Below are 26,873 nucleotides of genomic sequence, written 5' to 3' on the forward strand. Positions count from 1 at the left end.
TGTCTCGCTCACGACCAACGCTCGACGAACTCTTCGGGATCGCGCTCGGGCAGTGGCTTGTGGCGTCCACCCATCTGGCCGAGGTACAGAAAGCCGACCAGTTCGTCGTCATCGGCGAGACCGAGGCCTTCACGTACGGTGGGATCGAAGGCGTAGTGGCCGGTGCGCCACATGGCGCCCAGGCCTTGCGCCTGCGCGGCAAGCAGGATGCCATACGCCGCACAGCCTGCGGAAAGCACCTGTTCGATACGCGGCACCTTGGGGTGATCGGGCATGACCTTGGCGATCACCGCGATCAACAACGGCGCACGTTTGGGCTTCTTGCGCGCGGCGTCGAGATGTCCGTCGTCGATGTGCGGATTGAGACGCTGCTCGGCCTTGGCGTAAAGCTCGCCCAGCCGGTCGAGTCCTTCACCGGAGAATTCGATGAACCGCCAAGGCGTCAAGGTGTCATGGTCGGGCGCTCGCAAGGCGGCGCGATACAGTGCGTCCAGTTGATCGCGATCAGGGGCAGGCGCGGCCAGTTTTCCCATCGAGCTGCGCTCGTGCAGTAAGGTCATGGCATCCATGAGCATCTCCTTGGCCGTCTGAATAGGGTAATAATGTGCGGTCGAAGCCGCCTGTGTTCAATGCATGGCGTCGGGTTGCATGCTCACTGACGAGCCAGTCGGAGTGGCAAGGGCGGCCGCTCGCCGGGCGTACCCCGCCAGGGGCTGATATCCAGCCCACCGCGCCTCACGTAGCGCGCCATGACCAGCAGTCGTTCCGGGTTGGCCCGCGCCATCAGATCGACGAACAGGTGCTCGACGCAGTGCTCGTGAAAGTCCTGATGCTGTCGATAGGAGATCAAATACTTGAGCAAGGCCTGGCGCTCCAGCCTGGGGCCACGATACCGAATCAGCACGCTTCCCCAGTCGGGCTGGCCCGTCACCGGGCAGTTGGACTTGAGCAAATGCGAGTGCAGCGTTTCTTCGACGATCTCTTCGCCCGCTTCGATCAGATCAGGCGTCGGCGTGTAGTGCTCGATGCTCACGTCGAGATCGTCCAGGCACTCGCCGGGCAGCGCACGCGGGATCAGCGCCTCGTCTTCGACGCCGAACAAGGCCACCGAGACCGGCGCGCCCGCCGCCTGCGCCAGGTCACGCTCGAGCGTGTCGGCCACCGCCGCGCGACTGTCAAAACGTGTCTGGTTGAAGCTGTTGAGATACAGCTTCCAGGACTTCGATTCGATCAGCGAGGGCGAATCGGCGGGCAGTCGAAACCGGGCCACGGCGACATGCGGCTTGCCCTTTGCATCCAACCAGGACAGCTCGAAGGCGTGCCATTCATCCGCGCCCTCGAACGGCAGCGCGGCATCATCGAGCCCCAGCGGCGTACGATTAGCCTGCCGGGGAATCGGAAACAGAAAGCCGGCATCGTAGTGCTCGGGATACGCGGACTCACGCCCCAGCGGTGCATGCTCGAGAGTATCGGCGCATTCGCTCATGTCAGCTACGAATCCCCTTGCCGCGATCGAGCATCCATAGACCCGCCATGAAAAACACGACGATGAACACGGCGATGGCCACCAGCGCCCCGCCAACCGGAATGTCCGAGACACCGAGAATGCCGTAACGGAAGGCGTTCACCATGTACAGGATGGGGTTGATCATCGACACGCCTTGCCAGAAATTCGGCAGCATGTGGATCGAATAGAACACCCCGCCCAGATACGTCAGCGGCGTCAGCACGAAGATCGGCACGATCGATATGTCGTCGAACTTGTTTGCCACCAGCGCATTGATGAAGCCGCCGATGGAGAACAGCAACGCCGTCATGATCACCACGGCGATCGTCACTAGGGGATGGTGGATCGAGAGGTCGGTGAAGAACATTGACACCACGGTGACGATCAAGCCCACCGCTAGACCGCGCGAAGCCCCGCCGACCACGAAACCGGAGAGGATCACCCAGTTGGGCATCGGCGAGACCATCATCTCCTCGACACTGCGCTGGAACTTGTTGGAGAAGAAGCTCGAGGCCACGTTGGAATAGCTGTTGGTGATCACCGCCATCATGATCAGCCCGGGGACGATGTAATCGATGTAGTCGATATCGTCCATGGGCCCGATGCGCGAGCCGATCAGGTTGCCGAAGATGATGAAGTACATGGTCATGGTGATCGACGGCGGCAGCAGCGTCTGCGGCCAGATACGCATGTAGCGGCGCACTTCCTTGGTCACCAGCGTCCACAAGGCGATCCATGTCTGCCAGGCATTCATGAACGCACCTCCACCTTGTCGGTGGATCGGCCGCTTTCGGCATTGGCATGTTCGACCATCGACACGAACATCTCCTCCAGACGGTTGGCACGGTTGCGCATCGAGACGATTTCGAAGCCCTGCGCGGAGAGTTGCGCGAAGGCGTCGTTGAGCCGCTGCCCACGCGCGACGGAAAGCGCCAGTTGCGTGGCATCGACACGCTCCACGCTGAAGCCTTCAAGCGTCGGCGCGGTCTCGACCGGATGCGCCAGATCGAGCAGGAAGGTCTCGGTATTGAGCTGGGCCAGCAGGTCACGCACGCTGGTGTTCTGGACGATATCGCCATGATTGATGATGGCGATGTTACGGCACAGGCTCTCGGCCTCTTCCAGATAGTGTGTGGTGAGGATGATGGTGGTGCCTTCACGATTGATGCGCTTCATGAATTCCCACATGCTGCGACGCAGTTCGATATCCACCCCGGCGGTGGGCTCATCGAGAATCAACAGGCGCGGGCGATGGATCAAGGCACGCGCGATCATTAGGCGGCGCTTCATGCCGCCGGAAAGCATGCGCGCGCTGCCCTTGCGCTTGTCCCACAGGCCAAGATCGCGCAGTAACTGCTCGGCGCGAGGCTTGGCCTCGCGCATCGGCATGCCGTAGTAGCCCGCCTGGGTCAGGACGATGTCCTCGACCTTCTCGAACTGATTGAAGTTGAATTCCTGCGGCACTACGCCGAGGTGATACTTGGCCTTGGCGAAGTCGCGGTCGATATCGATACCGAACACGCGCACGCTACCACCGGTCTTCTGCACCAGGGACGACACGACCCCTAGCGTGGAGGACTTGCCCGCCCCGTTAGGGCCAAGCAAGGCAAAAAAGTCGCCTTCGGCGACATCGAGATCGATGCCCTTGAGGGCATGGAAGCCATTACCGTAGACCTTGGTCAGCCCGCGGATGGACAGTGCTGGTTCTGCCATCTGGCGCACCCAAATTCTTGATATTCGAAAAAACCTTGCAAAGACAGCAGACAATGCGGGCACATCGAGAAAAATCAATGTCTCGAACGATGCACTGAGTGGCAAGGCAGATTATAAAAACACGAAGTGGTGTCCCATAGGGGGTTTGAACCCCTGTTACTGCCGTGAAAGGGCAGTGTCCTGGACCACTAGACGAATGGGACGTATCGAGATAGGAGGAGTGATGCTTGGCTACCAAAATTTGGAGCGGGAAAGGAGATTCGAACTCCCGACCCTCGCCTTGGCAAGGCGATGCTCTACCGCTGAGCTATTCCCGCATCACAAATACTACTGATGCTACAACCACAAGCTGGAAGTGGCGTCCCATAGGGGGTTTGAACCCCTGTTACTGCCGTGAAAGGGCAGTGTCCTGGACCACTAGACGAATGGGACGCATTTTGGAGCGGAAGGAGATTCGACTGGGCTGGCACACCAGCTCCCGACCCTCGCTTACCATTTAGCTACTACCAAAATTTGGAGCGGAAAAGGAGATTCGAACTCCCGACCCTCGCCTTGGCAAGGCGATGCTCTACCGCTGAGCTATTTCCGCATTTCCAGCCACACGAGGTGAGTTGGCGTCCCATAGGGGGTTCGAACCCCTGTTACTGCCGTGAAAGGGCAGTGTCCTAGGCCACTAGACGAATGGGACGTGTCATCACTCGCCTCGTCGAGGTGCGGCGTATATTACTGGGCACCCCCAAAGGTGTCAACCCTCTGTCATGACGCCCTTTTCTCATGGTCACTTTACCCCCATATTATTGACTAAGTAGCGCCCGCTGCCGACATGGCTCACACCGTCTTTCGCATCCTTCAAGGGCCTTGGCATGGCGTATCACAGCACCCGCAACGCAGGAGGCGACAATGAGCGAGAAAACGCACAAAAGCGAGCAAGAGTGGCGGCAGCAGTTAACGTCCGAGCAGTATCGCGTGACGCGCGAGAAAGGCACCGAGCGTCCTTTCACCGGCGATCATCAGGTCTCATCCGTACAAGGCATTTATCACTGCATCTGTTGCGGCGCTCCACTCTTCGAGAATGAGCACAAGTTCGATTCCGGATGCGGCTGGCCGAGCTTCGACCGTCCGCTCGCGGATGCCGGCGTAGAAGAACACTTGGACACATCCCACGGCATGCGTCGCGTCGAGGTCACGTGCCGACGCTGCGACGCACACCTGGGGCATGTGTTCCCCGACGGCCCGCAGGAGACCACCGGGCAGCGTTATTGCATCAATTCGGTATCGCTCGACTTTCACCCCGGCGAGTAATTCATCTGGAGAGCCTTTTATCCAGGTCACCCTTCATCTGAAAAGAGATTCGTCACGGCCGCCGCTCTGCTAAGGGTCTTCGCTCTGCTACCATAAGCGGCCGTTTGTTCGAGCTGGAGTAAAGACGATGCTGGGTTGGTATCCCGGACACATGCACAAAGCCCGCCGTCAGATCACGGAGGCGCTACCGGAAATAGACGTGGTACTCGAAGTCCTCGATGCCCGCCTGCCCTACTCCAGCGCCAATCCCATGCTGGCCGAGTTGACCGAGCACAAACCGGTGCTCAAGGTGCTCTCGCGTGCCGATCTCGCCGACCCCGAGCAGACCGAGCGCTGGGTGGAACACTTCAACGCCCAGCCCGATATCCGCGCGCTGGCGGTGACCACGACCCAATCGCGTGAATTGAAGCGCATCTCCGCGCTGTGCCACGAGCTCGCCGGCCATGTGCGCACCGACCGCGACGTGCGGGTGATGGTGATGGGCATTCCCAATGTCGGCAAGTCAACGCTGATCAACGGCCTGGCCGGCAAGAAGCTCGCCAAGACCGGTAACGAACCGGCGGTCACCAAGCGCCAGCAAAAAATTCGCCTGGAGGGGGGCGTCGCGCTGATCGATACGCCTGGTGTTCTATGGCCGAAGATCGAGGATCAGGCCAGTGCCTATCGCCTGGCAGCCAGCGGCGCGATCCGCGATACCGCGATGGAGTACAGCGATGTCGCCATCGTTGCCGCCGCCGAACTGGCCAAACGCTATCCGGAGGCGCTCAAGGCACGCTACAAGCTCAAAACGTTGCCCGCTTACACGCCCAACCCGGAAGCTGATAGCGTTGAGGCCGATGGACCACCGCACCGCGACCTGCTCGCTCTCACCGGTTTCGATGGTCAAGCCATCGTTGAGGCCATCGCCGGCAAGCGGGGCGGCTTACGCGCCGGCGGCGTCGTCGACATGCACCGCGGCGCCGAAGTGCTGCTGCACGAGCTACGCGATGGCAAGCTCGGGCGCCTGACGCTGGAGACGCCGGACGACATCCCTGCGCACGAGGAAAGCGATCCCTCACTGGACGAGTCACCCTCCACGGCCTAAACAACCAGGCTTTTACTCTTCTACTTCAATCGCCTATTCCGATGCGGGCCATTTGCGTGGCTCGCGCGCCACGGTATGCTAGGCAGCGGCGCGGCAGCCCGCCCCGACCGGTACGGAAACACCGCCTCCACCCCACCGGCTGCGCAGCAAACGGAAGCCCCATGGATACCGACACGCCCATTCGGAAATCGCACAAGCTCGACAACGTCTGTTACGACATTCGCGGCCCGGTACTCGACCACGCCAAGCGGCTCGAAGACGAAGGTCAGCGCATCCTCAAGCTCAACATCGGCAACCCCGCATCCTTCGGTTTCGAAGCCCCCGAAGAGATTCTTCAGGATGTAATGCGCAACCTGCCGACGGCCCAAGGCTACTGCGATTCCAAGGGGCTTTATTCGGCGCGCAAGGCGATCATGCAGGAATGTCAGCGCAAGAGCATTCCCGACGTCAGCGTCGAAGATGTGTTCGTCGGTAACGGCGTCTCCGAATTGATCGCCATGGCCATGCAAGCGCTGCTCGATGACGGTGACGAGGTGTTGATTCCCGCGCCCGACTATCCACTGTGGACGGCATCGGCCAACCTATCCGGCGGGAAACCGGTTCACTACTTATGTGACGAGCAGGCCGACTGGGCGCCGGACTTGAACGATGTACGCGACAAGATCACCGCGCGCACCAAAGCGATCGTCATTATCAACCCCAACAACCCCACCGGCGCCGTCTATCCGCCGGAAGTGGTCAAGGAGTTGCTGGCCATCGCACGGCGTAACGGCCTGGTAGTATTCTCCGACGAAATCTACGACAAGATCCTCTACGACGACGTCGAGCATGTTTCCACCGGCGCACTGGCCGACGACGACCAGCTCGTGGTGACGCTCAATGGACTGTCCAAGAGCTATCGCTGCGCCGGATTTCGCAGCGGCTGGATGATTCTCTCCGGGAATCGCGGCAAGCAGCGCGCCGATGACTTCATTCAGGGGCTCAACATGCTGGCCTCGATGCGCCTGTGCGCAAACGTGCCCGCCCAGCACGCCATCCAGACGGCGCTCGGCGGCTATCAGTCAATCAACGATCTGGTTCTGCCCGGTGGGCGTCTGCTCGCCCAGCGCGACATCACCTATGACAAGCTCAACGCCATTCCCGGCGTCAGTTGCGTCAAGCCCAAGGGGGCGCTGTACGCTTTCCCGCGCCTCGACCCCGAGGTCTTCAACATTCAGGACGACCAGAAGCTAGTGCTCGATTTGCTCTTGCAGGAAAAAATCCTGCTGGTCCAGGGCACGGCCTTCAACTGGCCGACCCCCGATCATGTGCGCATCGTCACCCTGCCCTGGGCCGATCAGCTCGACGATGCCCTCGACCGCTTCGCCAACTTCTTGTCACGCTACCGGCAATGACACGCTACCGCCAATGACCCACTCCTCGCCCGAGCCGTGCCCGGCTCGGGCGGGAATCATCGCACTTTCAACGATTCTCGACATTTGTCTTGAAACCCAAGACAAGACGTCGTATCTAATGCCTAACAAGAATCGACATGTTTATTGCTGTCTCACTGACTGAGGGAACTCATCGATGATGCGAATCCTGCTGTTTCTGGCGACCAACCTGGCCGTGGTGATCGTGGCCAGCATCACTCTGCGAATACTCGGGGTGGAGCCCTACCTCAACGCCAACGGGCTCAACATGAACAGCCTGTTGATCTTCTGTTTCGTGATCGGCATGGCCGGGTCGTTGGTATCGCTGTTCATCTCCAAGTGGATGGCGAAGAGGAGTACCCAGGCCAAGGTGATCGAGCAGCCCAGCAACGCGACCGAGCAATGGCTACTCGACACCGTCGGCGAGCTGGCCCGTGATGCGGGCATCAAGATGCCCGAGGTGGCGATCTTTCCTGCGCAGCAGTCCAACGCGTTCGCTACGGGCTGGAACCGGAACGATGCCTTGGTCGCGGTATCTGCCGGTCTGCTCGAGCGCATGCGCCCAGAGGAAACGCGCGCAGTGCTGGCGCACGAGATCGGCCACGTTGCCAATGGCGACATGGTGACGTTGACGCTCATCCAGGGCGTGCTCAACACCTTCGTGATGTTCTTCGCGCGCATCGTCGCGCAACTGGTGGATAGCTTCCTGCGCCGCGACGATGACGGCGGTGGCCTGGGCTTCTTCGGTTACATGGCGGTGGTCGTCGTCGCCGAGATCGTCTTCGGCCTGGTGGCCTCGGTCGTCGTCGCCTGGTTCTCGCGCTTCCGTGAATATCGCGCCGACGCCGCCGGTGCCAAGCTCGCCGGCAACGGTGCGATGATCAATGCCCTGGGGCGTCTCAAGGCCGAAACGCAGATGCAGGATCAGATGCCGGATACGCTGACGGCCTTCGCCATCACCTCCGGCCAGACACGCAAACTCATGGAACGCCTGTTTTCCAGCCACCCGCCGCTGGACGATCGCATCCGCGCCCTCAAGGAAAGCGCTTACCGCGAATGATCGCGGCACCCGACGGTGCAACGCAAAACACCCACCGGCTCTGGATCCATCAACAGGTCGGTGGGTGTTTTCGTCTCGGCACGGGCCAAAGCGCCAAGCTACTTTATTGGAAACCAAACTACTTGTTGGAAAGCTTGACCTTGAAACCGAAGCCTTCGAGCGCATCGCGCAAGCCGCCCTTGTTCTGTTTGAGCTCGACACGCAGGGTGGAGAACTCACGGCGCAACGGATATTCGGCGCGGAAGGCATCGAAGCCCGCCGCCATCCCCATGCGCCGACGGTAGCGATCGAACGCCAGCATGTCGCGGCGCACGTCGTAGCAGGCCCGCGTACATAGCGACAGCGCCTCCAGGGGCGGCGACCACGGCGTCAAGACGATCTTGCGTAGCCAGGGGTCCGGCTTTAGCTGACCGAGCTTCTTGCGCGCCGGCAAGCCAAAATGGCGCATCGCCGCCTGATAGACCAGCTCGGTACCGCGCATCTTTCCGTCGATGCTGTGCCCGGCGATATGTGGCGTGGCGATATCGACGAGATTGTAGAGGCCATGATCGATGCCCGGCTCGTTTTCCCACACGTCGAGCACCACGCGTAGGTCATTGACGCGTTCGAGGCGCTCGCGCAGGGCCTGATTGTCGAGACAGGCGCCACGTCCGGCGTTGATGAGCACGGTGCCCGGCGCCAGGGCCTCCATACGCGCGGCATCCAGCAGATGCCGGGTCGCGTGTTCCCCGTCCGACACCAGTGGCGTATGCAAGCAGACGATATCGGCACGCTCGAGCAGGCTATCCAGCGCCAGGAAATCTTCGCGGCCTTCCGCCTCGGCACGTGGCGGATCGCAGATCAGACACGTCACGTCGAGATCGTCCAGACGCTCCACCAGACGGCTACCCACGTTGCCGGCCCCGACGATGCCGATGGTCTTGCCGGCGAGATGAAAGCCATCCTCCTCGGCCAGCAATAGCAGGCTCGAGAGCACGTAGTCGACCACCGAATCAGCATTGCAGCCTGGGGCGTTGGCGAACCCGATGCCTGCTTCTCGCAGGTACTCGAGGTCGACATGGTCGGTACCAATGGTACAGGTGCCCACGAAGCGCACGCGGGAGCCATCGAGCAGCGCCGCGTTCACCGGCGTGATCGAACGCACGACCAGCAGATCCTGATCGCGGACCGCCGCCGCATCGATGTCGCGCCCGGGCAAGCGGGTGATATCGCCCAGCTCGCCGAAGAACTCGTCGGCCAGAGGAATGTTTTCATCGACCAGGATGCGCATGACCTTCTCTTTTCTCCCTTGTTCACGTCCGGCGGCCGGTTACAATACGCATGGGGCGCACTTGTCTATCCACGACCTCGCCGGAGACGGCGTTCGCCGGGATTCGATACCCGCCGGGAATGTCGATAGTAGGCCCGCGAAAGACACGTCACAAGCCCATTGCCAACCAAACGGCGCCACCAGGAGTTCTCGTGATCGTCCGCTGGGAAAGTGAACACGACTACGTTCTCGTGCATGTCCACCAAGATATGTTCGGTGACTGGATATTCAGCCGCGCCTGGGGCCAGATCGGCACCCAGTTCGGCGGCCTCAAGCATCAACTGGCCGACAGCTATGCGCAGGCCATGACATGGCTCGAGGATGTCGCGCATATCCAATCCTCGCGCGGCTTCGCCAAGGTCTTCGAGGCCAGCGATGACACCAGCCCCGAGGCTCAGAAGGCGATGCGCCAGCTATCGCTGCTCGATGGCGTCTAATCCCACCCGCGCCTGCCGACCTCAGCGATGACGGATCAGGAAGCAATGATGCAGATCCGGGCGCCGCGCGAAGTCCGGATCGAACGTCCGCGCCGAAATGTCTTCCACCGCGAAACGCTCGCCAATGGCGGCGTCGAGCGTGAAGCGCCGCTGATTGTTGGAGAACACCAAAGTACCGTCCGCTGAAAGGCGCGCCATCGCCAGTTCGATGAGCCGCGTATGATCGCGCTGCACGTCGAGTACGTCATCCATCTTCTTGGAATTGGAGAACGTCGGCGGGTCCATGAAAATCAAGTCGAACTCGCTACCTGCGGTTTCCAGCCAACGCAGGCAGTCGTCACGGATCACCCGATGCCGGCTGGGGTCGAGGCGGTTGAGCGCGAAGTTATCGCGTGCCCAGGTCAGGTAGGTATTGGAAAGATCGACGCTGACGCTGTCGCGCGCGCCCCCCAGTGCCGCCTGAACCGTCGCCGTTCCCGTATAGCAGAAAAGATTGAGAAAGCGCTTGCCGTCGGCCATGTCGCGCAACATTCGGCGTACGGGGCGATGATCCAGAAACAAGCCGGTATCCAGGTAGTCGCGCAGGTTGACCCACAACCGCGCCGGCCCTTCGCTGACCTCGAAACGTTCGCCGCTGGCCTCTTGCCTGGTGTATTGCGCCTTACCCGATTGTCGCGTGCGCTGCTTGTAGTGCACATCCTCTGGGCGTACGCCGAGCACCTGGGGGATGACCTCCAGAGCATCGAATAAACGACGCTGCGCCTGACGCGGGTCTACCGAGCGCGGTGGCGCGTATTCCTGCACGTGTACGTGGTCGCCGTAGACATCCACCGCCAGGGCGTATTCCGGCATATCCGCATCGTAAAGCCGATAGCAACGCTCGCCGGTTTGCTTGAGCCACTTCTTCAGCCGCTTGCGGTTCTTCTGCAGCCGGTTGGCGAACATCTGCGCGCTCTCATTGCGAGGCGCACCCGGCGCCTCCTGAGCGCCCTGCCCGCCTGCTGAGTCGCTCTCGTCCGAGTCCTTGCCAGAAGCCCTGCGCGAGGTACTCTCTACCACGACCGGAATCAGCAGCAACTTGCAATCCAGCGGCCCATTCTTGAACGCATACTGCTTGGTGGCCCGCAGCCCGGTGCGGTGGCCCAAGTCGGGGTTGCCGGTGAACAGCGCCAGTTGCCAGCCCTCGAACTCGGCGCGTAGACGCTCACCGAGAGCGGTATAGATGGGCACCACCTCGGGCAATTCGCCCAGGCGTTCGCCATATGGCGGATTGGTGATGACCAGCCCCGGCCCGTCGATGCCTTCAGGGCGCGTCAGTTGTGCCACCTCGGCACCTTCCAGCTCGATCAAGGCGGGAATCCCCGCACGCATGGCGTTGGCCTTGGCGGCGGCGATGGCCGGCGGGCTCTGGTCGCGACCGAACAGCTTTGACTTCACACGGCGACGCCCCACGCTGGCACGAGCTTCCGCCTCACGCTTGAGCTCCTGCCATACGCCGGGGTCATGCTCCGCCCAGGCCTCGAAGGTGAAATAGTGCCGGGCCAACTGGGGGGCGATGTCCGCCGCCATCAAGGCCGCCTCGATGAGCAGCGTACCTGCCCCGCACATAGGGTCGAGCAAGGGTTCCCCACGCCGTGCCCGCGCCGGCCAATCGGCACGCATCAGCAAGGCGGCGGCGAGATTCTCCTTGAGCGGCGCGTGGCCGGCATCGCGGCGATAGCCACGCTGATGCAGGCTACCGCCGACCAGGTCGAGCCCTAACAGCAAGCGCCCGCGATGCAGGTGTGCATAAATGCGAGTATCGGGGCTTTTGAGCTCGATCACCGGACGTTCGTGGCCGGCCGCCCGCATCGAGTCGACGATGCCATCCTTGACGCTCTGGGCCCCGAAGCGCGTATGGCGAATATGCTCGGATTGGCCATGGAAATCCACGGCCAGACTGCTTCCGGTACGCAGATGTGCATGCCAGTCGACCCGGCGGGCGGCCTCGACCAGCGACTCGGGTCGTTCGATATCCTGCTCGCGCAGAAGGCAGAGCACCACGCGATTCGCCAGGCGCGACCACAGGCAGATGCGGTAGGCCATCGTGATATCGGCCTGAACGTGGACACCCGCCACGGTCGTCCCGGTCACCTCTGTGCCGAAGCCCGCGAGCTCGTCGGCCAGCAAGCCCTCGAGGCCCTTGGGGCAGGTGACGAAGAGCGTCAAAGATGAGGATTGCACATCGGTCATAAAGTCGTCATCCCGGCGCCACGCACCGGTCATATTCCTGTGGTTTACATGGAACGTTTGGCTTATGCCAAATCGCTGGTCGACAAATCCGCTTCAAAGCACTAAACATTAAAAGTAGTAGCTACTGAAAACGCATGCGTTTCGTGTCCGGACGTTCCGGTTCATGGCGACGGTGGTTGACCCATTGTCGGCATGTACTGTCAGATCTCAACAACCGGTTCTTGATAAGAGGCCATCCGATGAAACGACAGAAACGTGATCGCTTTCAGCGTGCATATGTCCACGGATACAAAGCCGGCATGACGGGGCGCTCTCGCGATGATTGCCCCAGCCAGGACATCAACCTCCGTGAGTACTGGATGAGCGGTTGGCGTGAAGGTCGTGGGGACCAATGGGCCGGCATGACGGGGATTTCCGGCATCCATCGAAACCCCATGGTACTGTGATGATAGCCCCCTTAATGGCACCTGGATCGACACCCCATTGACAGGTCCATGACAAGGCCCGCATCGCGGGCCTTTTTACGTCAAAGCAACCTACTTATGTCAAAGCACGCTGCTTATGTAAACGTACACTACGCCAGAGCCCCAGCGCATTCGCCGACCAGCGCCGGCCCCCGATAGATGAAGCCAGTATACAGCTGCACGAGGTCGGCCCCCGCATCGCCCTTGGCACGCGCCGCATGCCCGCTATCGATACCGCCGACACCAATGATCGGCAGCGTCGGTAGATGATGGCGCAACTCGTGAATCACCCGATTGGAAGACTCGAACACCGGGCGTCCGGAAAGCCCGCCCTGCTCCTCGGCATGCACGAGCCCCGTCACCGCCTCGCGTGACACCGTGGTATTGGTAGCAATGACCGCATCGACACCGTTGGTCGCCAACGCCTGTGCAACGAGCGCGACTTCATCGTCACTCATGTCAGGGGCGATCTTTACCGCCAGAGGCACGTTCCGGCCACTGGCGTTGTCGAGGCGATGCTTTTCCTCGACTAGCGTGCCCAGTAACGCCTCCAGATGCTCGCCGAACTGTAAGTTGCGAAGTCCCGGTGTGTTTGGAGACGACAGATTCACCGTGACGTAATGCGCATGCGCATGCACCTTACGCAGACACGTCAGGTAATCATCCACCGCGTGCTCGACTGGCGTACTCAGATTCTTGCCGATGTTGATGCCAATCACGCCGTGGTAGCGACTCTTGCGTACATTGGCGACCAGCGCGTCGACACCGGCATTGTTGAACCCCATGCGATTGATGATCGCCCCTTTCGCCGGCAGCCTGAACAGCCGCGGCCTGGAGTTACCCGGCTGAGGCTTGGGCGTCACCGTTCCCACTTCGACGAAGCCGAAGCCAAGCGCCCCGAGTGCATCGAGGTGCTCGGCATTCTTGTCGAGCCCCGCCGCCAACCCCACGCGATTGGGGAACGTCAGTCCCATCAACGTGACGGGCGCCTCGACATGCGTGCCCATCCATCTGCCCAGCCCCAGGCGATGGCCGGCCTCGAGTGACGTCAATGCAACGCCGTGGGCGGTTTCAGGGTCGAGTCGAAAAAGCAGCGAACGGGCCAGGGCGTACATGGATCCTCGGACAATATAATGAGCGGCAAAACATGAAGTGGGCGCGCAGTATAGCGCAGCCACGCCCAAAAGCGCAGAGCCCCGCATTCGCGCATGGCGAAGCGGGGCTCGCATCAGGGCCGTCAGCCCCGACAATGCACCAGGCCTTACGGCTGGGTGTCGAGCTGCTGCACGCGTAGCGTGTAATTATTGACGCCGCTCATCGCACTGCCAAACTTCCGGCCCTTCACCCAGACGGTGTAACGCCCCGGTTGCAGCGTCGTTTCGATGTCGAAATCACTCTCGAAACCTTCACCTTTGTCACTGGCCACGACATCACCGCTCTCGTCGAGGATCCGCGCTTCGAGGCTATAGGTGCCCTCATTGCCGGGGAAGGTCGAGCTGGTCACCGACACGGTACCCGCTTCCACCACATCGAAACTCAATACCTTGCCCTGCTCGCGAATGGCCAGGTCGGTCACGATTTCGTCGAACGCATCCGGCAAGGCGTCTTCATCATCCTGCGTGGCTGAAGAAGCGCCGCTGCTTGACGTGGAGTCCGACGACGCATCGCTCGCTACCGACGACGTTGCGGCGGTACCCGAAGCCTCTGCAGACGCCGACTCGGTGGCGTCGGGGCGCGGCGCAGCGATGGCCGCTACCGAATCGTCATCATCGACAAAAGCTGTGGTACGACCGTCTTTACCCGGCCCACCGAACATGATGCCCCCACCGGCGTCGACACCGCTCTCCTCACTCGAAAGGCGATTGCCCTGGGCATCCAACTCATTGACGGAGACAACGAAGCTATTGCCGCCCGTCTTGGTGGTACCGAACTTCTGACCGGAGACACGCAACACGTAATCGCCGGACTCCAGGCGCTGTTCCATGGTCAAGCCATCGTTCTGGCCCAACCCCGACGCCGAGGCAATTTTATTGCCTTGAGCGTCGAGCAAGGTCGCTTCGATTCGGTAATCGTCGGAATCGCCCGGCAAGGTCGAGCTCTGGAATTGATAGCGTCCTGCTTTTTCGACGGTAAAGGGATGCGTCTGCGTCCCGCCGAAGAAAAAACTCTGGCTACGTGCATCGGAGCTCGACTGCAAGAAATCGGTAAGATCGACTTTAGCCGCCGCTTCGTGCGCCTTCTGCTGTGCAGCACTCTGAGCCATGGCCAGCGATGACGAGCCGGCCAGTCCCAGGGCCACGAGCATTGTGGTAATCACGCGATGATTCATGGGGCTTCTCTACTTGGCTTCGAACCTGAGTCGGACACAGCATATCAGAGACATAAGCGCCAATGCTTCACCTGAAAGTTCGAAGAGGAAGGAAAATCGACAATGCCCCGAGCACGAGGCTCGGAGCATTACGTGCGAACTTATCCCTCGCCATTGCTCTCGGCGAGATCGACCAGTTCGCGAATGGCCACCGCGAATAGCGGGAAGCCGCCCTGAGTGCCCAAGCGCACTTCATTGAGCAGGCCACTCCAACGTTCGACCAAGCCAGCGTGGCGATCCAGCCACTGCTCGACACGAGGCTCCACGCCACGTGGCGCCCCCTCCATCTTGAGCACGCTGACGGTCAGTGCCAGTTGCTGGCGATCGAGGTCGTCGCGGAACGTCTCGCGCGCCTGCGCCTGCCAGCTATCGCGCACTTTCAGCGCGTTGATCTGGCTGTTCATCCACGGCAGCTCCAGACGATGGCCGATATCGTAGTAGACCTCGGCGACACGTTGGATCTTCTCGTCGGTGACACGCGCCGCCTCGATGATGCCGAGCCCCGCATACAGGCTATTGGCTGCCGCAACGATACTCGCCAGGGAGGTCGGCACGCCAGCCTTCTCCAACTCGTCACGACGCGCGTCCCACGTTTCGTGATCCTCTCCGCGCAGGCGCTTGCCGACACTCTCCTGCAATTGGGTGATACGCGGTGCGAAATACTCCACTGCTTCCTGAATGCTCTGATGGGTGCGATGACGCAGGAACCAGCGTGTGGCCCGGCGCAGCAACCGCATCAGGTCGAGCATCATGCTGTACTGCACGCGGCTGTCGACTTGATGATCGAGTGCCTCGATCTGTTCCCAGAGGCCTTCGAGGTTGAAGCAATCGCGCGCGATGAGGTAAGCGCGCGTCACTTCCGCTCGCGTGGCACCGGTGGAGTCACGCAGACGCCGCACGAAGGTGACCCCCATGTGATCGACCAAGTCGTTGGCGATCTGCGTCGCGGTAATCTCGCGCTTCAAGCGATGCTGATACATCTCGTCCGGGAAGCGCTCGACCAGCGTCTGCGGGAAGGCCCGCACCATGTGCCGCTGGACATGCGGATTGTCCGGCAAATCAGAAGCGATCATGTCGGTTTTCAGCGCACTCTTGGCGTACGAGATCAGCACCGACAACTCGGGCAGCGTCAGACCTTTTTCCATATTGGCGCGTTCGGCCAACGTTTCGTCGGAGGGCAGGAATTCCAGTTCGCGATCCAGTCCTCCAGCGGCTTCCAGTTCATTGACGAAGCGCCGATACGGCCCTATACCCTGCTGACTGAGAATCTCCGACAAGGAAAGTGCCTGAGTCTGACGATAGTTATCGCGCAGTACCAGTTCACCCACTTCCTCGGTCATGCTTGCCAGCAACTCATTGCGCTGCTTGTCGGTCATGTCGCCGGCTTTGACGATATCGTCGAGCAAGATCTTGATATTGACTTCATGGTCGGAGCAATTGACCCCACCGGCGTTGTCGATGAAGTCGGTATTGACCCGCACGCCTTGCTCTGCGGCTTCCATGCGACCCAGTTGTGTCAGGCCCAGGTTGCCACCCTCGCCGACCACGCGGCAGCGCAGCTCGCCACCATCGACACGCAAGGCATCGTTGGTCTTGTCGCCCACATCGGCATGGGTTTCATCGGCGGCCTTGACGTAGGTACCGATGCCACCGTTCCAGAGCAGGTCATAACGCGCCACGAGAATCGCGCGAATCAACTCGTTAGGCGACAATTTGCCCGCCTTGATGTCGAAGGCCTTTTTCATCTGCGGCGTGATGTTGATGGACTTGGCATCGCGCGAGAACACGCCCCCACCCTCGGAGATCAAGGCGGTGTCGTAATCCTCCCAGCTCGAGCGCACCAACTCGAACATGCGCTTGCGTTCCTTGAACGAAGCCGAAGTATCTGGGTCGGGATCGACGAAGATATACCGGTGGTTGAAGGCCGCGACGAGACGAATCTTGTCGGACAACAGCATGCCGTTGCCGAACACGTCGCCCGCCATGTCGCCGATCCCTACCACGCTGAACGGCGTCTCCTGGGTATTGAGACCCATTTCGCGGAAGTGACGCTTGACCGATTCCCAGGCACCCTTGGCGGTAATGCCCATCTTCTTGTGGTCGTAGCCGTGCTCGCCACCGGAAGCGAAGGCATCGCCCAGCCAATGGCCGTATTCCAGCGAAATGGCGTTGGCGATGTCCGAGAAAGTCGCGGTGCCCTTGTCGGCGGCCACCACCAGGTAGGGGTCGGCCTCGTCGTGACGCACCACGCGCTCGGGCGGTACGGCCTCGCCACCTTCCAGGTTGTCCGTCACGTCGAGCAGTGCGCGGATGAATATCTGATAGCAGGCAATGCCTTCCTTCTGCACCGTGTCGCGGTCGGCACCGCCGGGCATGCGCTTGCAGATGAAGCCGCCCTTGGCGCCTACCGGAACGATGACGGCGTTCTTGACCTGCTGCGCCTTGGCCAGCCCCAGGATCTCGGTGCGGAAGTCCTCGTGACGATCGGACCAGCGCAGCCCGCCGCGCGCGACCTTGCCGCTGCGCAGATGAACACCCTCGACACGCGGCGAGTAGACGAATATCTCGAACATCGGCCGCGGCTTGGGCATGTCCGGAACTTGCGTCGGCTCGAGCTTGAGGGCGATATAACCCTTAGTCTCGCCATCTTCACGCCGTTGATAATAGTTGGTCCGCAATGTCGCCTGAATCAGCGCCATGTAGCGACGCAGCAATAGATCGTCATTGAGGCTGGCGACCTCATCGAGCAGACCTTCGATACGCGCCACGCATTCCTCGATCTTACTGTCGCCGGCGGTGTCATCGGGATCGAAGCGCAGTTCGAACAGCGTCACCAGCTCACGCGTGATCTCCGGATGGCTGGCAAGCGTATTGGCGATATAGTCCTGCGAGAGCCCGAAGCGCAACTGCTTGAGATAACGTGCATAGGCACGCAGAACCGCCACTTCGCGCCATGCCAGATTAGCGCCAATGACGAGTCGATTGAAGGCATCGCTTTCGGCATCGCCGGTCCAGATGCGCGTGAACGCCTCGATGAAGACATCGCGCATTTCCTGAAGATTGACGACCCCGTCGCCACGATGCTCGAGAGTAAAGTCATGAATCCAGTAGGTCTGATCAGGGCACTCGACTTCGTAGGGACGTTCGCTGATCACGCGGAGTCCCAGGTTCTCGAGCACCGGTAGCACATCGGAGAGCGGGATCGGTTGATCGGCATGGAAAAGCTTGAGGTTGACCCCGTCGATGTTTTCCTCGACCAACCGATAAAGACTCAAGCTGATCGGCGCATTCCCGCCCAACTCCCCGAGATGGTGAATATCGTAGACGGCAGTACGGGCCGAAAAGTCTTCGCGATAGCTGCTGGGAAACGCCTCGCGATAGTCTTGCATCAGGCGGTTGGCCTGTTCCTCACCGTAGCCCTCGACCATGGCTGCCTGCAGATCGTCCCGCCAGCTACGCGAGAGCGCCGTAATCTTCTTCTCCAGGCGTCGTATATCGTATTCGGCCGGGCGCTCGCCATTGAAACGCAAAATGAACTGGATCCGCGCCAGCACCGACTCGGACAGATAGGTATTGAAATCGCCGAAGGTAGCATCGAGCTCTTCGCAGAGCAGGTTCTGGATGCGCACGCGCAATTCGGTGGAGAACACATCGCGCGGCACGAACGCCAGGCACGAATAGAACTGGCCGAAACGGTCCTCGCGAATGAACAGCCGCACCTTGCGCCGTTCGCGAATATTGAGAATACCGAAGGCGGTTTGCGCCAACTCGTCGGTATCGATCTGGAACAGATCGTCACGCGGATAGACCTCGAGGATCTGTGTCAGCTGTTTGCCGTTATGCCCCTTGGGATTGACGCCCGCGGCCTTGATGACGGCTTCGATCTTCTTGCGCAGCACCGGCACATTGCGCGGCGATTCGTTGTAGACCGTCGAGGTATAGAGCCCCAGGAAGCGCCGCTCGCCGATGACGCGACCGTCTTCGTCATAACGATCGATGGAGATATAATCCGGGTAGGCGGGGCGATGCACGCGCGCGTGATAGGCGCTCTTGGCAAAGGACAGAAGTTCCGGCACCAGCACATACTGATCGTCTTCGACGCCCTCGTCGGTACTGATGCGCTCGCGGTAACGCGGCTCGTCGAGCTTGAAAACGCCCAACTCGCTCTTGGGTATCTGACGCAGGCGGTCCTGGTTGTCTTCCTGCAAGACCTCGTACTCGTCATAGCCCAGGAAAGTGAAATGATCGTCGAGCAGCCACTCGAGGAAGGAGATGGCTTCTTTATGATCGTCGGCCTTGATCTGCTTCGGGCGCTGCGCCTTGAGTTCCTTGATCGACTGGCGCACCTGCTCACGCATGGGGTCGAAATCTTCCACCGCCGCACGTACGTCGCGCAGTATTTCCTCGAGACTGTCGTGAAGGTCGTCCAGGGTCGCCGTGTCGGAATGGCGGTCGACCTCAACCAGAATGATCGACTCGCGCGATGTCGGCGCGTTCTTGGCCTCGGTCGAGGTCGCGCGCTTGAGATGATGCTTGGCATCGCGCTCTACCGCCAGAACGGCGTTATGGATCGCATGCACGGTCAGCCCGCGGCGATTGAGCTCGATACGCACCGAGTCGACGAGAAACGGCATGTCTTCGTGCAGCACGGCCACGACGGTATGCGGCGACTGCCAGCCATGTTCCTCGAAGTCGGCGTTGAAGACACGCACCTTGGCCTCGCTGGGGTCATGCGTCTGCATGAAGTGCCACGCCGACAACGTGGCGCCGTAGATATCATCCAGGCCGCGCTCGGCGGCTTCTTCGAACGGTGCCGAGGCATACAAATCCTCGGCGAAGGCAGCGATCCGCTCCACTTTTTCCTGGGGAAGCCGCTTGGCCAGTTGTTCCTTGAGCTGGGCAAGAAAATCTTCCTTGCCCTCGATCGCGACGTGTTGCATCAAGCACCTCGGCTACGACCGGCCACCCTTCATGGCGACCGATGAATGATTCTTCGGCGGCACGCACGCGTGTCGCATGCACCACCATGATGGCACGAGCTTACGCCTATCGTGCGTCAAGCCCCACCAATGTGACGCACCCTCATGGCGTATGCCGGTTGTGCATGGGCCTTGTCATGCGCTCGCTGGCGCCTCCCGGCGTTCCAGCAGCACGCCACATTCGCAGTGGTCGGTATACGGAAACTGATCGAACAATGCGAAACGGGTTACGACATGGGTTTCGCTCAATGTCTCGAGATTCGCCTCGAGCGTGTCCGGGTTACAGGAAATATAGACAATTCGCGAATAGGCCTTGAGTTGCTCGCAGCTATGCGTATCGAGCCCAGCCCGCGGCGGATCGACCAGCGCCGTGGTAAAGGCATGCTCATCGAGCGCCAGCGCCGCCACGCGCCGCCCGCTTTTCTCGCCGGACAGGGCTTCGCTGAATTCCTCGGCGGACATCCGCGCCACCACGACGTTGGTCACGCCATTGGCCTCTAGATTGACGTTGGCCGAAGCTACCGAGGTCCGCGAGATCTCAGTGGCCACGACACGGCGAAAGTTCTCGGCCAGCGCAATCGTGAAGTTGCCATTGCCGCAATAGAACTCCACCAGGTCGCCGTCGCAGCTCTCGCGAGTTACGTCCCGCGCCCACCCCAGCATCGACTGACAAATCGCCGCATTGGGCTGGGTAAAGCTGTTCTCCACCTGCTGATAGACGAGTTCACGGCCTTCGACATTCAGTCGCTCCCAGACATGATCGCGCTCGAGGACGAGACGCTGCTTACGCGCCCGGCCGATGATCGATACGTTCAGGGCTTCCTGTAACGCCCGTGCTTCCTGCTCCCAAGCTTCGTCGAGTTGGCGATGATAGATCAAGGTCACTAACGCCTCGCCACTCAGCGTGGTCAAGAACTCGACCTGGAACAACTTGCGACGCAGGGTATCGCTTGCCAACAACGCGTCACGCAAGGCGGGCATTAGCGCGTTGATGCGCTCTCCTGCCACCGGGTATTCATCTAGACGCACGACCTCCTTACGTTTGGGGTCGGCAGGATCGACCTCGAACATGGCGTAGAACAGATCGTCACCGTCATGCCAGATACGAAACTCGCAGCGCTGCCGGTAATGGCTCGGCGGCGAGGGAAACACCTCCAGCGGCGGCGGAGAGAAGCGCGCGAATTGCGCGTTGATACGCTCGCGCTTGGCATCGAGCTGAGACTCGTAACGCTCGGGGTCGACGACGGGTACGGCCACGAAAACTCCTTTCAGCAAAAACTCACGATGCCGTCGTAACGACACCGTCTCATGGAAATCAGAAGGTTGAAACAGTGGCAGGCAATGCCAAAGAGTACGGTGCACTGAAGCCATAGCCTGCCAGAGTGCGTGCCAGGCCCGCTTGTTGCGCCGCGCTGGCCCAGCTCGCATCACTCTCCGACGTATCATGCCAGGCCGGGAAAACAACCTGCGCCACGCGCCGCGCAATGGCGTCACCGGAATCGACCCACACGATGTCGCGCGGTGCATGTCGCACGAGCGCCTCGCGCAGCAGCGGAAAGTGCGTGCATCCCAGCACCACGGTATCGAGACGCGACGCTTCCCATAACGGCGCCAGGCTCGCAGTGATGACCGCATCGTCCCAAGGCATCCCGGTCAGGACGCGTTCGGCCTGCGCGACCAAACGATCGGCGGCCAGTCTCACCACCGTGCAATCCGGCGCGAACTCAGCGATCAAACGCTGCGTATAAGGGCGCGACACCGTCGCCGAGGTCGCCAGCAGCCCGAACACGCCGCTGCGTGAGGCATGGGCCGCCGGCTTGATCGCCGGCACGGTACCGATCACCGGAATACTCAGGTTCTCGCGCAAGGCCTTTAGCGCCAACGTGCTGGCCGTATTGCAGGCCACCACCAAGGCCCGCGCGCCACTCGCCGCCACCGCCGCGCGACACACCGCGACGATTCGCGCGACCAGCCAGTCATCGGGCTTGGTGCCGTACGGCAACGCGGCGTTGTCACACACATACGCCAGCGGTGCGCCGGGCAGGCGCGTGCGCAAGGCGCCCACCACCGAGAGCCCGCCAACACCGGAATCGAAGATCAGAATCGGCGCCGTCATGCGCGGGTCTCCGCGAAGTGTGCCAGCAGCGTATCCACTAAGGCCCGCAAGCGCGCGGGAATGAATTCACGCTCGGCATACAACAGGTGAACACTGATCGGCGCCACGCTGAACTCGTCCAGCACGCGGACCAGCCGCCCGGCCTCGACTTCCGGTTCACCCAGGAACGCCGGCTTGTAGACCAGTCCCATGCCGCGTATCGCCGCCTCGGTTAGGGCGCGTCCATTGTTGCAGGCCATGACCGGACGGATGCGCACCCGGTGAGGCGCTCCATCGACCTGGAAGTGCCAATAGTGACCTTCGCGCGCCAGGCTATAGTGCAGACAACGATGCCTACGCAGCTCGGCGGGATGCGTGGGCGTTCCGTGTCGCGCCAGATACTCCGGCGCGGCATAAACGTGGCGCGGCATGTCCATCAACGGTCGCGCGATCAAACTGGAGTCTTCCAGCTCGCCGATACGCACCACTAGATCGAAGTCCTCAGCCACCAGGTCGACACGGCGATCCTCGAGCACGACATCGAGCATCACCGCCGGATGTCGCTGCTCAAACGCCTGCAAGGCGGGTATCAGTGCACGTACGCCGAAATCCAGCGGCGCGGAAAGCCGTAGACGGCCGCGCACCTCGCCACGTTGTTCGCCGAGCCCGGTCTCCAGCTCCTGCAACTCATCGAGCAAGCGACTCGCCCCATTGAGATAGCGTTCGCCTTCGGCGGTCAGCTGCAAGCGCCGCGTGGTGCGCGTCAACAACCGTACCCCCAGACTGGTCTCCAGCTTGGCGATCTGCTTGCTGACCATGGCATTGGAGAGTTCCAGCTTGCGCGCACCGCCAGCGAAACTGCCGGCCTCGACCACGGCGCGAAAGATGTGCATCGCCTGCAGGCGGTCCATACGACTCCCTCGCAACGACTTCCTCGAAAACACGTGCGCTCATTCTACCTTACCCGCCCAAGGGATGAGATGGTTCGACTTGCCTCGAGGCAAAATACTGTTTATTTTTACAGTATTCGTCATTTCGTTTTCGAGGTTCCGCTATGTCCATGACGCCTATCGCTCTCGCCGCGTCGACCTCGGCGCCCGCATCGAGCGACACTCTGCCACGCGGCGCCAGCGGCTTCCCCTCCCCGGCCGACGATTACCGAGAAGCCCCGCTGGATCTACATCACCATCTGGTGCGTCGCCCGGCCTCGACGTTCTTCATGCGCCTGGAGGGCGATGACCACCACCACGCCGGCCTGTATCACGGCGACTTGCTGGTGATCGACCGCGCCATCTCACCGCGCCCCGGGCATTGGCTGGTCGCAGTCATCGACGGAGAGCTGAGCGTGTTACGCCTCGAACGCCGCGGGCCACAGCTATACCTCGCGCCGTCACGCCCCGGCCTGGCGACGCTGCCCTTCGAGGACAACGATTACCGCCTGTGGGGCGTCATCTGCTACGCCATTCATGCCTTGCCCGCCACGGGCGAGGAACCGGCCATACCGTCATGTTCGCGCTGATCGACTGCAACAACTTCTATGCCGCCTGCGAGCGTCTTTTCGAACCGCGTCTGGAGGGCGTTCCGGTGGGCGTGCTGTCCAACAACGACGGCTGTGTCATCGCGCGTTCCGAGGAATTCAAGGCACTCGACATTCCCATGGGCATCCCCACCCACAAGATCGACCCGGCACTGCGGCGTCGTGTGGTGCTGAAGTCGTCCAATTACACGCTTTATGGAGACCTCTCGGCACGCGTGCAACAGGTTCTGGCGCGCCAAGTACCGACGCTGGAGCCCTATTCCATCGACGAGTGTTTTCTCGATCTACGCGGCTTGCAGGAAGACTGGCACGCCCTGGGCGCTCGCCTGGTGCATAGCGTGGTGCGAGAAGTAGGGTTGCCGGTATCCATCGGCATCGCCCCGACGCGCACCCTGGCCAAGCTCGCCAACCGCCAGGCCAAGGCGCAGTCGACGCGCCCTCAGGTGTGTGTCTGGGCGCATGCCGACGCGCCCGAATTGAAGACGCATCTGAATCGGCTATCGCCGCACGATGTGTGGGGCGTGGGCGAACGACTCCACGCACGCCTGGCCGGCATGGGCGTGCTCACCGCCGCCGCGCTGCGCGAGACACCCGACAGCGAGTTACGACGTCGTTTCAGCGTGGTACTGGCGCGCACCGCCAGCGAACTCAACGGCCATCCCTGCCTGTCGATGAACGACCTGGAAACCCCGCGCCGTAGCATTCTCTGTTCGCGCTCTTTCGGGCGTCCCCTACGCGACCATGCCGCCCTCGCCGGCGCTTTACGTCATCACTGCCAACGCGCCGGCGAAAAGCTGCGACGCGACGCCATGCAGGCCTCGGCGATCGGTGTATATCTGCGTACCAACCCGTACCACGCCGGCACGTTTCGCCATGCCTGCGAGTGGACCGCATTGCCATTTCCCAGTGCCGACACGCAGCAACTCACCCGCGCGGCACAGCGTCTGCTCGACCAGATCTGGCAACCTGCGGCTTATCAGAAGCTCGGGATAATGCTCGCCGAACTGACGCCCCGCCAGCAAAGCCAGACGACGCTCTTCGAGGGCGCCGAACCCGCCCGGCGAGAGGCATTGATGGAGGCCTGGGACGCGATCCGTGCCCGCTACGGGCGCCAGGCACTGACCCTGGGCCCGCAGCCCGCCGATGCGCCCTGGCAAATGAATAGCGCCTATCGCTCGGCGTGCTACACCACGCGCTGGGATGAACTGCCGCGCGCCCGCGCCCGGTAATCATTATGACGTGCACGTGCCGATATAACTCAACTCAACGGCGAAGGTGCCTCACGGAACTCGGCGTAAAGCACCGGGTAAGCTTCCTGCAGACGAGCCAGCTCAGCTTCCGCGCCTTCGGGCAGGGCCTTTGCCAGCTGATCCAGGTCGTCCTCGTCGAAATGTTCGCGAATCAGCGGAAACAACTCCTCGCGCTCGCCGCGCAGATAGGCACGATGCGACTCCAGATAGGCCTTGAGGTCCTCGCTGAACTGATCCATCGGCACCACCGCGTCCATCAGGATCATGTCGAGATTCTGGGAAAGCCGGGCCAGACGGGCATTGAGTGCCCGATAATCCTCAGACAAACGCTGGCACAGCGCGTTGGCCTCCGGCGCCCGTGTGTTCAACTGTTCGGTGCACATCCGTTCGAGCGGAGCGGTGAAGCCACTCATATAATCGAGAATGTAATCCACGACCTCGCGCATCAGCTGGAAGTCGGGGCGCTCGCCTTCCGCCAGCGTTTTCTGCTTGAGCTGCAGCACGTGCAGCAGACGCGCCATGTTGGCATGGTCTTGGCGCAATTGGGTCAGCATGGGCATGTAAAAGCCTCCTTTGCAGTCGGCGCGTGGCAGCGCGGGGTATCCGGCAGCCTTATTTTCCAGTTTAGGCGAGAGTCTTCATTGACTCCCACTCTCCCGAGGGAAACACCCTACCGGGACTCGAATGTTTTACCCTAGCGTGTATGACAGGATTACGCCTGTTGGCCGAAAGTCTAGAAACGGTTTCGGCGACTCGACTCACCCACCGGTGGCATACACATGGACCTGTTCGCTTCATCCCAATCCGATAACACACCGCTGGCCTATCGCATGCGGCCTCGCCGCCTGGACGACTACGTCGGCCAGGAGGCATTGGTCGGCCCCGGCAAACCACTGAGTCGCATGGCGGAAAGTGGCGCGATACGCTCGATGATCCTGTGGGGGCCACCGGGCGTGGGCAAGACCACCTTGGCCGATATTCTCGCCGATGCTTCAGGCGCCATGCTCGAACGCCTATCGGCGGTGATGGCCGGCGTCAAGGACATCCGTGCCGCCGTGGAACGCGCCCGCGAAGGGCAGGTGCGCGGACAGCCGACGCTCTTGTTCCTCGATGAGATTCATCGTCTCAACAAGAGCCAACAGGATGCCTTGCTGCCGCACGTCGAATCCGGACTGCTGACGCTGATCGGCGCCACCACCGAGAATCCGTCATTCGAGGTCAATTCGGCGCTGCTCTCGCGGGCGCGCGTCTATGTGCTACGAAAGCTAGAGGTGGACGATCTGCTGCGTGTGCTCCATCAGGCCCTGACGGATACCCAGCGCGGCCTGGGAGAGCGCCATATCGAGGCCGACGAGGACGTGCTGGAAACGCTCGCACGCTCGGCCTCGGGTGATGCGCGACGCGCACTGGGCCTGCTGGAAACGGCCTGCGACTTCGCCGAGCCCACCGAGAACGGCGAGCGCCTGACCCTGCAGGCGCTGCATGAAGTCCTGGGGCACCAGGCCAGCGCCTTCGACAAGCAGGGCGATCATTATTACGACCTGCTCTCGGCGATCCATAAATCGATACGCTCGTCACGCAGCGATGCCGCGCTTTTGTACATCGCACAATTCGTACAAGGCGGCGGTGACCCGCTCGATGTGGTGCGCCGCCTCGCCGCCATCGCCTCGGAGGACGTCGGCAATGCCGAGCCCCGTGCCCTACCACTGGTGATGGCCGCCTGGGACGCCTACCTGCGTCTGGGCGACTACGAAGGCCAACGCGCCATCGCCCATGCCGCGCTGCATCTCGCCATCGCCCCCAAAAGCAACGCCATCGACCAGGCCTGGAACGCCGCCAAGCACTTCGTCGCCGCGAATCCCGACTTCGAAGTGCCCACCTACTTGCGCAACGCCCCCACCAAATTGATGGAATCCCTCGGGCATGGCGAAGGCTACCGATACGCGCACAACGAGCCCAACGGCTACCCCGCCGGCCGTGCGCATGACTGCTGGCCCGCGGAGCTCCCCGCGACCACCTTCTTCGCCCCCACGGAATACGGCCAGGAAAAACGCTTCAAGCAAATGCAGGCCTGGCGCGCCGAACTCGACGCCCAAGCCGATGGGACATCATGAAACGCACCGC

The 26,873-nt window shown here is 61.4% G+C and carries 22 protein-coding genes and 5 tRNA genes; 9 read left to right on the plus strand and 18 right to left on the minus strand.

Features of this window, described 5'->3' with window-relative positions:
* Window positions 1–8: 8 nt before the first annotated feature.
* The 9 genes from OP496_RS01105 to OP496_RS01145 form a co-directional block, all read right to left on the minus strand.
* Window positions 9–569: a nitroreductase family protein gene (locus OP496_RS01105; RefSeq protein ID WP_280561484.1), complete on the minus strand. Its 561-nt coding sequence runs from the start codon at window positions 567–569 to the stop codon at window positions 9–11.
* Window positions 570–652: 83 nt separating this feature from the next.
* On the minus strand, window positions 653–1,486 hold the full coding sequence (gene queF, locus OP496_RS01110; protein ID WP_280561485.1) for an NADPH-dependent 7-cyano-7-deazaguanine reductase QueF: 834 nt from the start codon (window positions 1,484–1,486) through the stop codon (window positions 653–655).
* A gap of 1 nt (window position 1,487) precedes the next feature.
* Entirely contained in the window at window positions 1,488–2,261 is a 774-nt protein-coding gene (locus OP496_RS01115; protein WP_280561486.1) for an ABC transporter permease, read from the minus strand.
* Window positions 2,258–3,220: an ABC transporter ATP-binding protein gene (locus tag OP496_RS01120; protein WP_280561487.1), complete on the minus strand. Its 963-nt coding sequence runs from the start codon at window positions 3,218–3,220 to the stop codon at window positions 2,258–2,260. The genes OP496_RS01115 and OP496_RS01120 overlap by 4 nt, the downstream gene beginning before the upstream one ends.
* Before the next feature lie 127 nt (window positions 3,221–3,347).
* Window positions 3,348–3,423 (minus strand) — tRNA-Glu (locus OP496_RS01125).
* 39 nt (window positions 3,424–3,462) lie between these two features.
* Window positions 3,463–3,537: transfer RNA gene (locus tag OP496_RS01130), tRNA-Gly, on the minus strand.
* A 39-nt stretch (window positions 3,538–3,576) separates the two neighbouring features.
* Window positions 3,577–3,652 (minus strand) — tRNA-Glu (locus OP496_RS01135).
* An 82-nt stretch (window positions 3,653–3,734) separates the two neighbouring features.
* Window positions 3,735–3,809, minus strand: a tRNA-Gly gene (locus OP496_RS01140).
* Between the two features lie 23 nt (window positions 3,810–3,832).
* Window positions 3,833–3,908: transfer RNA gene (locus tag OP496_RS01145), tRNA-Glu, on the minus strand.
* Window positions 3,909–4,120: 212 nt separating this feature from the next.
* Between OP496_RS01145 and msrB the strand changes: the two genes are divergently transcribed.
* From msrB to htpX, 4 genes are all read left to right on the plus strand, one after another.
* Window positions 4,121–4,522: a peptide-methionine (R)-S-oxide reductase MsrB gene (gene msrB, locus OP496_RS01150; protein ID WP_280561488.1), complete on the plus strand. Its 402-nt coding sequence runs from the start codon at window positions 4,121–4,123 to the stop codon at window positions 4,520–4,522.
* A 127-nt stretch (window positions 4,523–4,649) separates the two neighbouring features.
* Entirely contained in the window at window positions 4,650–5,606 is a 957-nt protein-coding gene (ylqF, locus tag OP496_RS01155) for a ribosome biogenesis GTPase YlqF (protein ID WP_280561489.1), read from the plus strand.
* A 161-nt stretch (window positions 5,607–5,767) separates the two neighbouring features.
* Window positions 5,768–7,000: a pyridoxal phosphate-dependent aminotransferase gene (locus OP496_RS01160; protein ID WP_280561490.1), complete on the plus strand. Its 1,233-nt coding sequence runs from the start codon at window positions 5,768–5,770 to the stop codon at window positions 6,998–7,000.
* 175 nt (window positions 7,001–7,175) lie between these two features.
* Complete coding sequence (gene htpX / locus OP496_RS01165) at window positions 7,176–8,078, plus strand: protease HtpX (RefSeq protein ID WP_280561491.1); 903 nt, start codon at window positions 7,176–7,178, stop codon at window positions 8,076–8,078.
* 118 nt (window positions 8,079–8,196) lie between these two features.
* On the opposite strand, the gene pdxB is transcribed toward htpX, so the two are convergent.
* A complete protein-coding gene (pdxB, locus tag OP496_RS01170; RefSeq protein WP_280561492.1) occupies window positions 8,197–9,348 on the minus strand; it encodes a 4-phosphoerythronate dehydrogenase PdxB in 1,152 nt (383 codons plus the stop codon).
* Window positions 9,349–9,539: 191 nt separating this feature from the next.
* Here pdxB and OP496_RS01175 point away from each other — a divergent pair, with 191 nt between their 5' ends.
* Window positions 9,540–9,824 (plus strand): hypothetical protein, encoded by a 285-nt coding sequence (locus OP496_RS01175; protein ID WP_280561493.1) that lies wholly within the window; start codon window positions 9,540–9,542, stop codon window positions 9,822–9,824.
* Window positions 9,825–9,845: 21 nt separating this feature from the next.
* Here the strand turns inward: OP496_RS01175 and rlmKL are convergent, their stop codons facing one another.
* Window positions 9,846–12,056, minus strand: coding sequence for a bifunctional 23S rRNA (guanine(2069)-N(7))-methyltransferase RlmK/23S rRNA (guanine(2445)-N(2))-methyltransferase RlmL (gene rlmKL, locus OP496_RS01180; protein ID WP_280561494.1), 2,211 nt, complete (start codon window positions 12,054–12,056; stop codon window positions 9,846–9,848).
* A gap of 239 nt (window positions 12,057–12,295) precedes the next feature.
* Here rlmKL and rmf point away from each other — a divergent pair, with 239 nt between their 5' ends.
* Complete coding sequence (gene rmf, locus OP496_RS01185) at window positions 12,296–12,502, plus strand: ribosome modulation factor (RefSeq protein ID WP_040243900.1); 207 nt, start codon at window positions 12,296–12,298, stop codon at window positions 12,500–12,502.
* 128 nt (window positions 12,503–12,630) lie between these two features.
* Here rmf and OP496_RS01190 read toward each other — a convergent pair whose 3' ends face one another.
* From OP496_RS01190 to OP496_RS01215, 6 genes are all read right to left on the minus strand, one after another.
* Window positions 12,631–13,635, minus strand: coding sequence for a quinone-dependent dihydroorotate dehydrogenase (locus tag OP496_RS01190; protein ID WP_280561495.1), 1,005 nt, complete (start codon window positions 13,633–13,635; stop codon window positions 12,631–12,633).
* 146 nt (window positions 13,636–13,781) lie between these two features.
* Entirely contained in the window at window positions 13,782–14,849 is a 1,068-nt protein-coding gene (locus OP496_RS01195; protein WP_280561498.1) for a hypothetical protein, read from the minus strand.
* Between the two features lie 140 nt (window positions 14,850–14,989).
* Window positions 14,990–19,828 (minus strand): NAD-glutamate dehydrogenase, encoded by a 4,839-nt coding sequence (locus OP496_RS01200; RefSeq protein WP_280561499.1) that lies wholly within the window; start codon window positions 19,826–19,828, stop codon window positions 14,990–14,992.
* 174 nt (window positions 19,829–20,002) lie between these two features.
* On the minus strand, window positions 20,003–21,124 hold the full coding sequence (trmA, locus tag OP496_RS01205) for a tRNA (uridine(54)-C5)-methyltransferase TrmA (protein ID WP_280561500.1): 1,122 nt from the start codon (window positions 21,122–21,124) through the stop codon (window positions 20,003–20,005).
* 58 nt (window positions 21,125–21,182) lie between these two features.
* The gene (gene murI / locus OP496_RS01210; protein WP_280561501.1) at window positions 21,183–21,983 is read right to left on the minus strand and encodes a glutamate racemase; all 801 of its coding nucleotides are present in this window, start codon (window positions 21,981–21,983) and stop codon (window positions 21,183–21,185) included.
* Window positions 21,980–22,873, minus strand: a complete 894-nt coding sequence (locus tag OP496_RS01215) for a LysR family transcriptional regulator (RefSeq protein WP_280561502.1) — start codon at window positions 22,871–22,873, stop codon at window positions 21,980–21,982. The genes murI and OP496_RS01215 overlap by 4 nt, the downstream gene beginning before the upstream one ends.
* Before the next feature lie 143 nt (window positions 22,874–23,016).
* On the opposite strand from OP496_RS01215, the gene OP496_RS01220 reads away from it, so the two are divergent.
* Window positions 23,017–23,481 (plus strand): S24 family peptidase, encoded by a 465-nt coding sequence (locus OP496_RS01220; protein ID WP_280561504.1) that lies wholly within the window; start codon window positions 23,017–23,019, stop codon window positions 23,479–23,481.
* The gene (locus tag OP496_RS01225) at window positions 23,469–24,728 is read left to right on the plus strand and encodes a Y-family DNA polymerase (protein ID WP_280561505.1); all 1,260 of its coding nucleotides are present in this window, start codon (window positions 23,469–23,471) and stop codon (window positions 24,726–24,728) included. Before OP496_RS01220 ends, OP496_RS01225 begins: the two co-directional genes overlap by 13 nt.
* 29 nt (window positions 24,729–24,757) lie before the next feature.
* Here the strand turns inward: OP496_RS01225 and OP496_RS01230 are convergent, their stop codons facing one another.
* On the minus strand, window positions 24,758–25,303 hold the full coding sequence (locus OP496_RS01230; RefSeq protein WP_280561885.1) for a hemerythrin domain-containing protein: 546 nt from the start codon (window positions 25,301–25,303) through the stop codon (window positions 24,758–24,760).
* Between the two features lie 225 nt (window positions 25,304–25,528).
* On the opposite strand from OP496_RS01230, the gene OP496_RS01235 reads away from it, so the two are divergent.
* Complete coding sequence (locus OP496_RS01235) at window positions 25,529–26,863, plus strand: replication-associated recombination protein A (protein ID WP_280561506.1); 1,335 nt, start codon at window positions 25,529–25,531, stop codon at window positions 26,861–26,863.
* The last annotated feature ends 10 nt before the right edge of the window (window positions 26,864–26,873 follow it).

This window comes from Chromohalobacter sp. 48-RD10, from assembly GCF_029889785.1.
In the GTDB taxonomy this organism is placed as follows: Bacteria; Pseudomonadota; Gammaproteobacteria; order Pseudomonadales; family Halomonadaceae; genus Chromohalobacter.

What these genes read in the sequence shown, in the direction of transcription:
- OP496_RS01105 (WP_280561484.1), bottom strand. Translation starts at nt 569, where the DNA reads ATGGATGCCATGACCTTACTGCACGAGCGCAGCTCGATGGGAAAACTG.
- queF (WP_280561485.1), bottom strand. Translation starts at nt 1,486, where the DNA reads ATGAGCGAATGCGCCGATACTCTCGAGCATGCACCGCTGGGGCGTGAG.
- OP496_RS01115 (WP_280561486.1), bottom strand. Translation starts at nt 2,261, where the DNA reads ATGAATGCCTGGCAGACATGGATCGCCTTGTGGACGCTGGTGACCAAG.
- OP496_RS01120 (WP_280561487.1), bottom strand. Translation starts at nt 3,220, where the DNA reads ATGGCAGAACCAGCACTGTCCATCCGCGGGCTGACCAAGGTCTACGGT.
- msrB (WP_280561488.1), top strand. Translation starts at nt 4,121, where the DNA reads ATGAGCGAGAAAACGCACAAAAGCGAGCAAGAGTGGCGGCAGCAGTTA.
- ylqF (WP_280561489.1), top strand. Translation starts at nt 4,650, where the DNA reads ATGCTGGGTTGGTATCCCGGACACATGCACAAAGCCCGCCGTCAGATC.
- OP496_RS01160 (WP_280561490.1), top strand. Translation starts at nt 5,768, where the DNA reads ATGGATACCGACACGCCCATTCGGAAATCGCACAAGCTCGACAACGTC.
- htpX (WP_280561491.1), top strand. Translation starts at nt 7,176, where the DNA reads ATGATGCGAATCCTGCTGTTTCTGGCGACCAACCTGGCCGTGGTGATC.
- pdxB (WP_280561492.1), bottom strand. Translation starts at nt 9,348, where the DNA reads ATGCGCATCCTGGTCGATGAAAACATTCCTCTGGCCGACGAGTTCTTC.
- rlmKL (WP_280561494.1), bottom strand. Translation starts at nt 12,056, where the DNA reads ATGACCGATGTGCAATCCTCATCTTTGACGCTCTTCGTCACCTGCCCC.
- rmf (WP_040243900.1), top strand. Translation starts at nt 12,296, where the DNA reads ATGAAACGACAGAAACGTGATCGCTTTCAGCGTGCATATGTCCACGGA.
- OP496_RS01190 (WP_280561495.1), bottom strand. Translation starts at nt 13,635, where the DNA reads ATGTACGCCCTGGCCCGTTCGCTGCTTTTTCGACTCGACCCTGAAACC.
- OP496_RS01195 (WP_280561498.1), bottom strand. Translation starts at nt 14,849, where the DNA reads ATGAATCATCGCGTGATTACCACAATGCTCGTGGCCCTGGGACTGGCC.
- OP496_RS01200 (WP_280561499.1), bottom strand. Translation starts at nt 19,828, where the DNA reads ATGCAACACGTCGCGATCGAGGGCAAGGAAGATTTTCTTGCCCAGCTC.
- murI (WP_280561501.1), bottom strand. Translation starts at nt 21,983, where the DNA reads ATGACGGCGCCGATTCTGATCTTCGATTCCGGTGTTGGCGGGCTCTCG.
- OP496_RS01215 (WP_280561502.1), bottom strand. Translation starts at nt 22,873, where the DNA reads ATGGACCGCCTGCAGGCGATGCACATCTTTCGCGCCGTGGTCGAGGCC.
- OP496_RS01220 (WP_280561504.1), top strand. Translation starts at nt 23,017, where the DNA reads ATGTCCATGACGCCTATCGCTCTCGCCGCGTCGACCTCGGCGCCCGCA.
- OP496_RS01225 (WP_280561505.1), top strand. Translation starts at nt 23,469, where the DNA reads ATGTTCGCGCTGATCGACTGCAACAACTTCTATGCCGCCTGCGAGCGT.
- OP496_RS01230 (WP_280561885.1), bottom strand. Translation starts at nt 25,303, where the DNA reads ATGCTGACCCAATTGCGCCAAGACCATGCCAACATGGCGCGTCTGCTG.
- OP496_RS01235 (WP_280561506.1), top strand. Translation starts at nt 25,529, where the DNA reads ATGGACCTGTTCGCTTCATCCCAATCCGATAACACACCGCTGGCCTAT.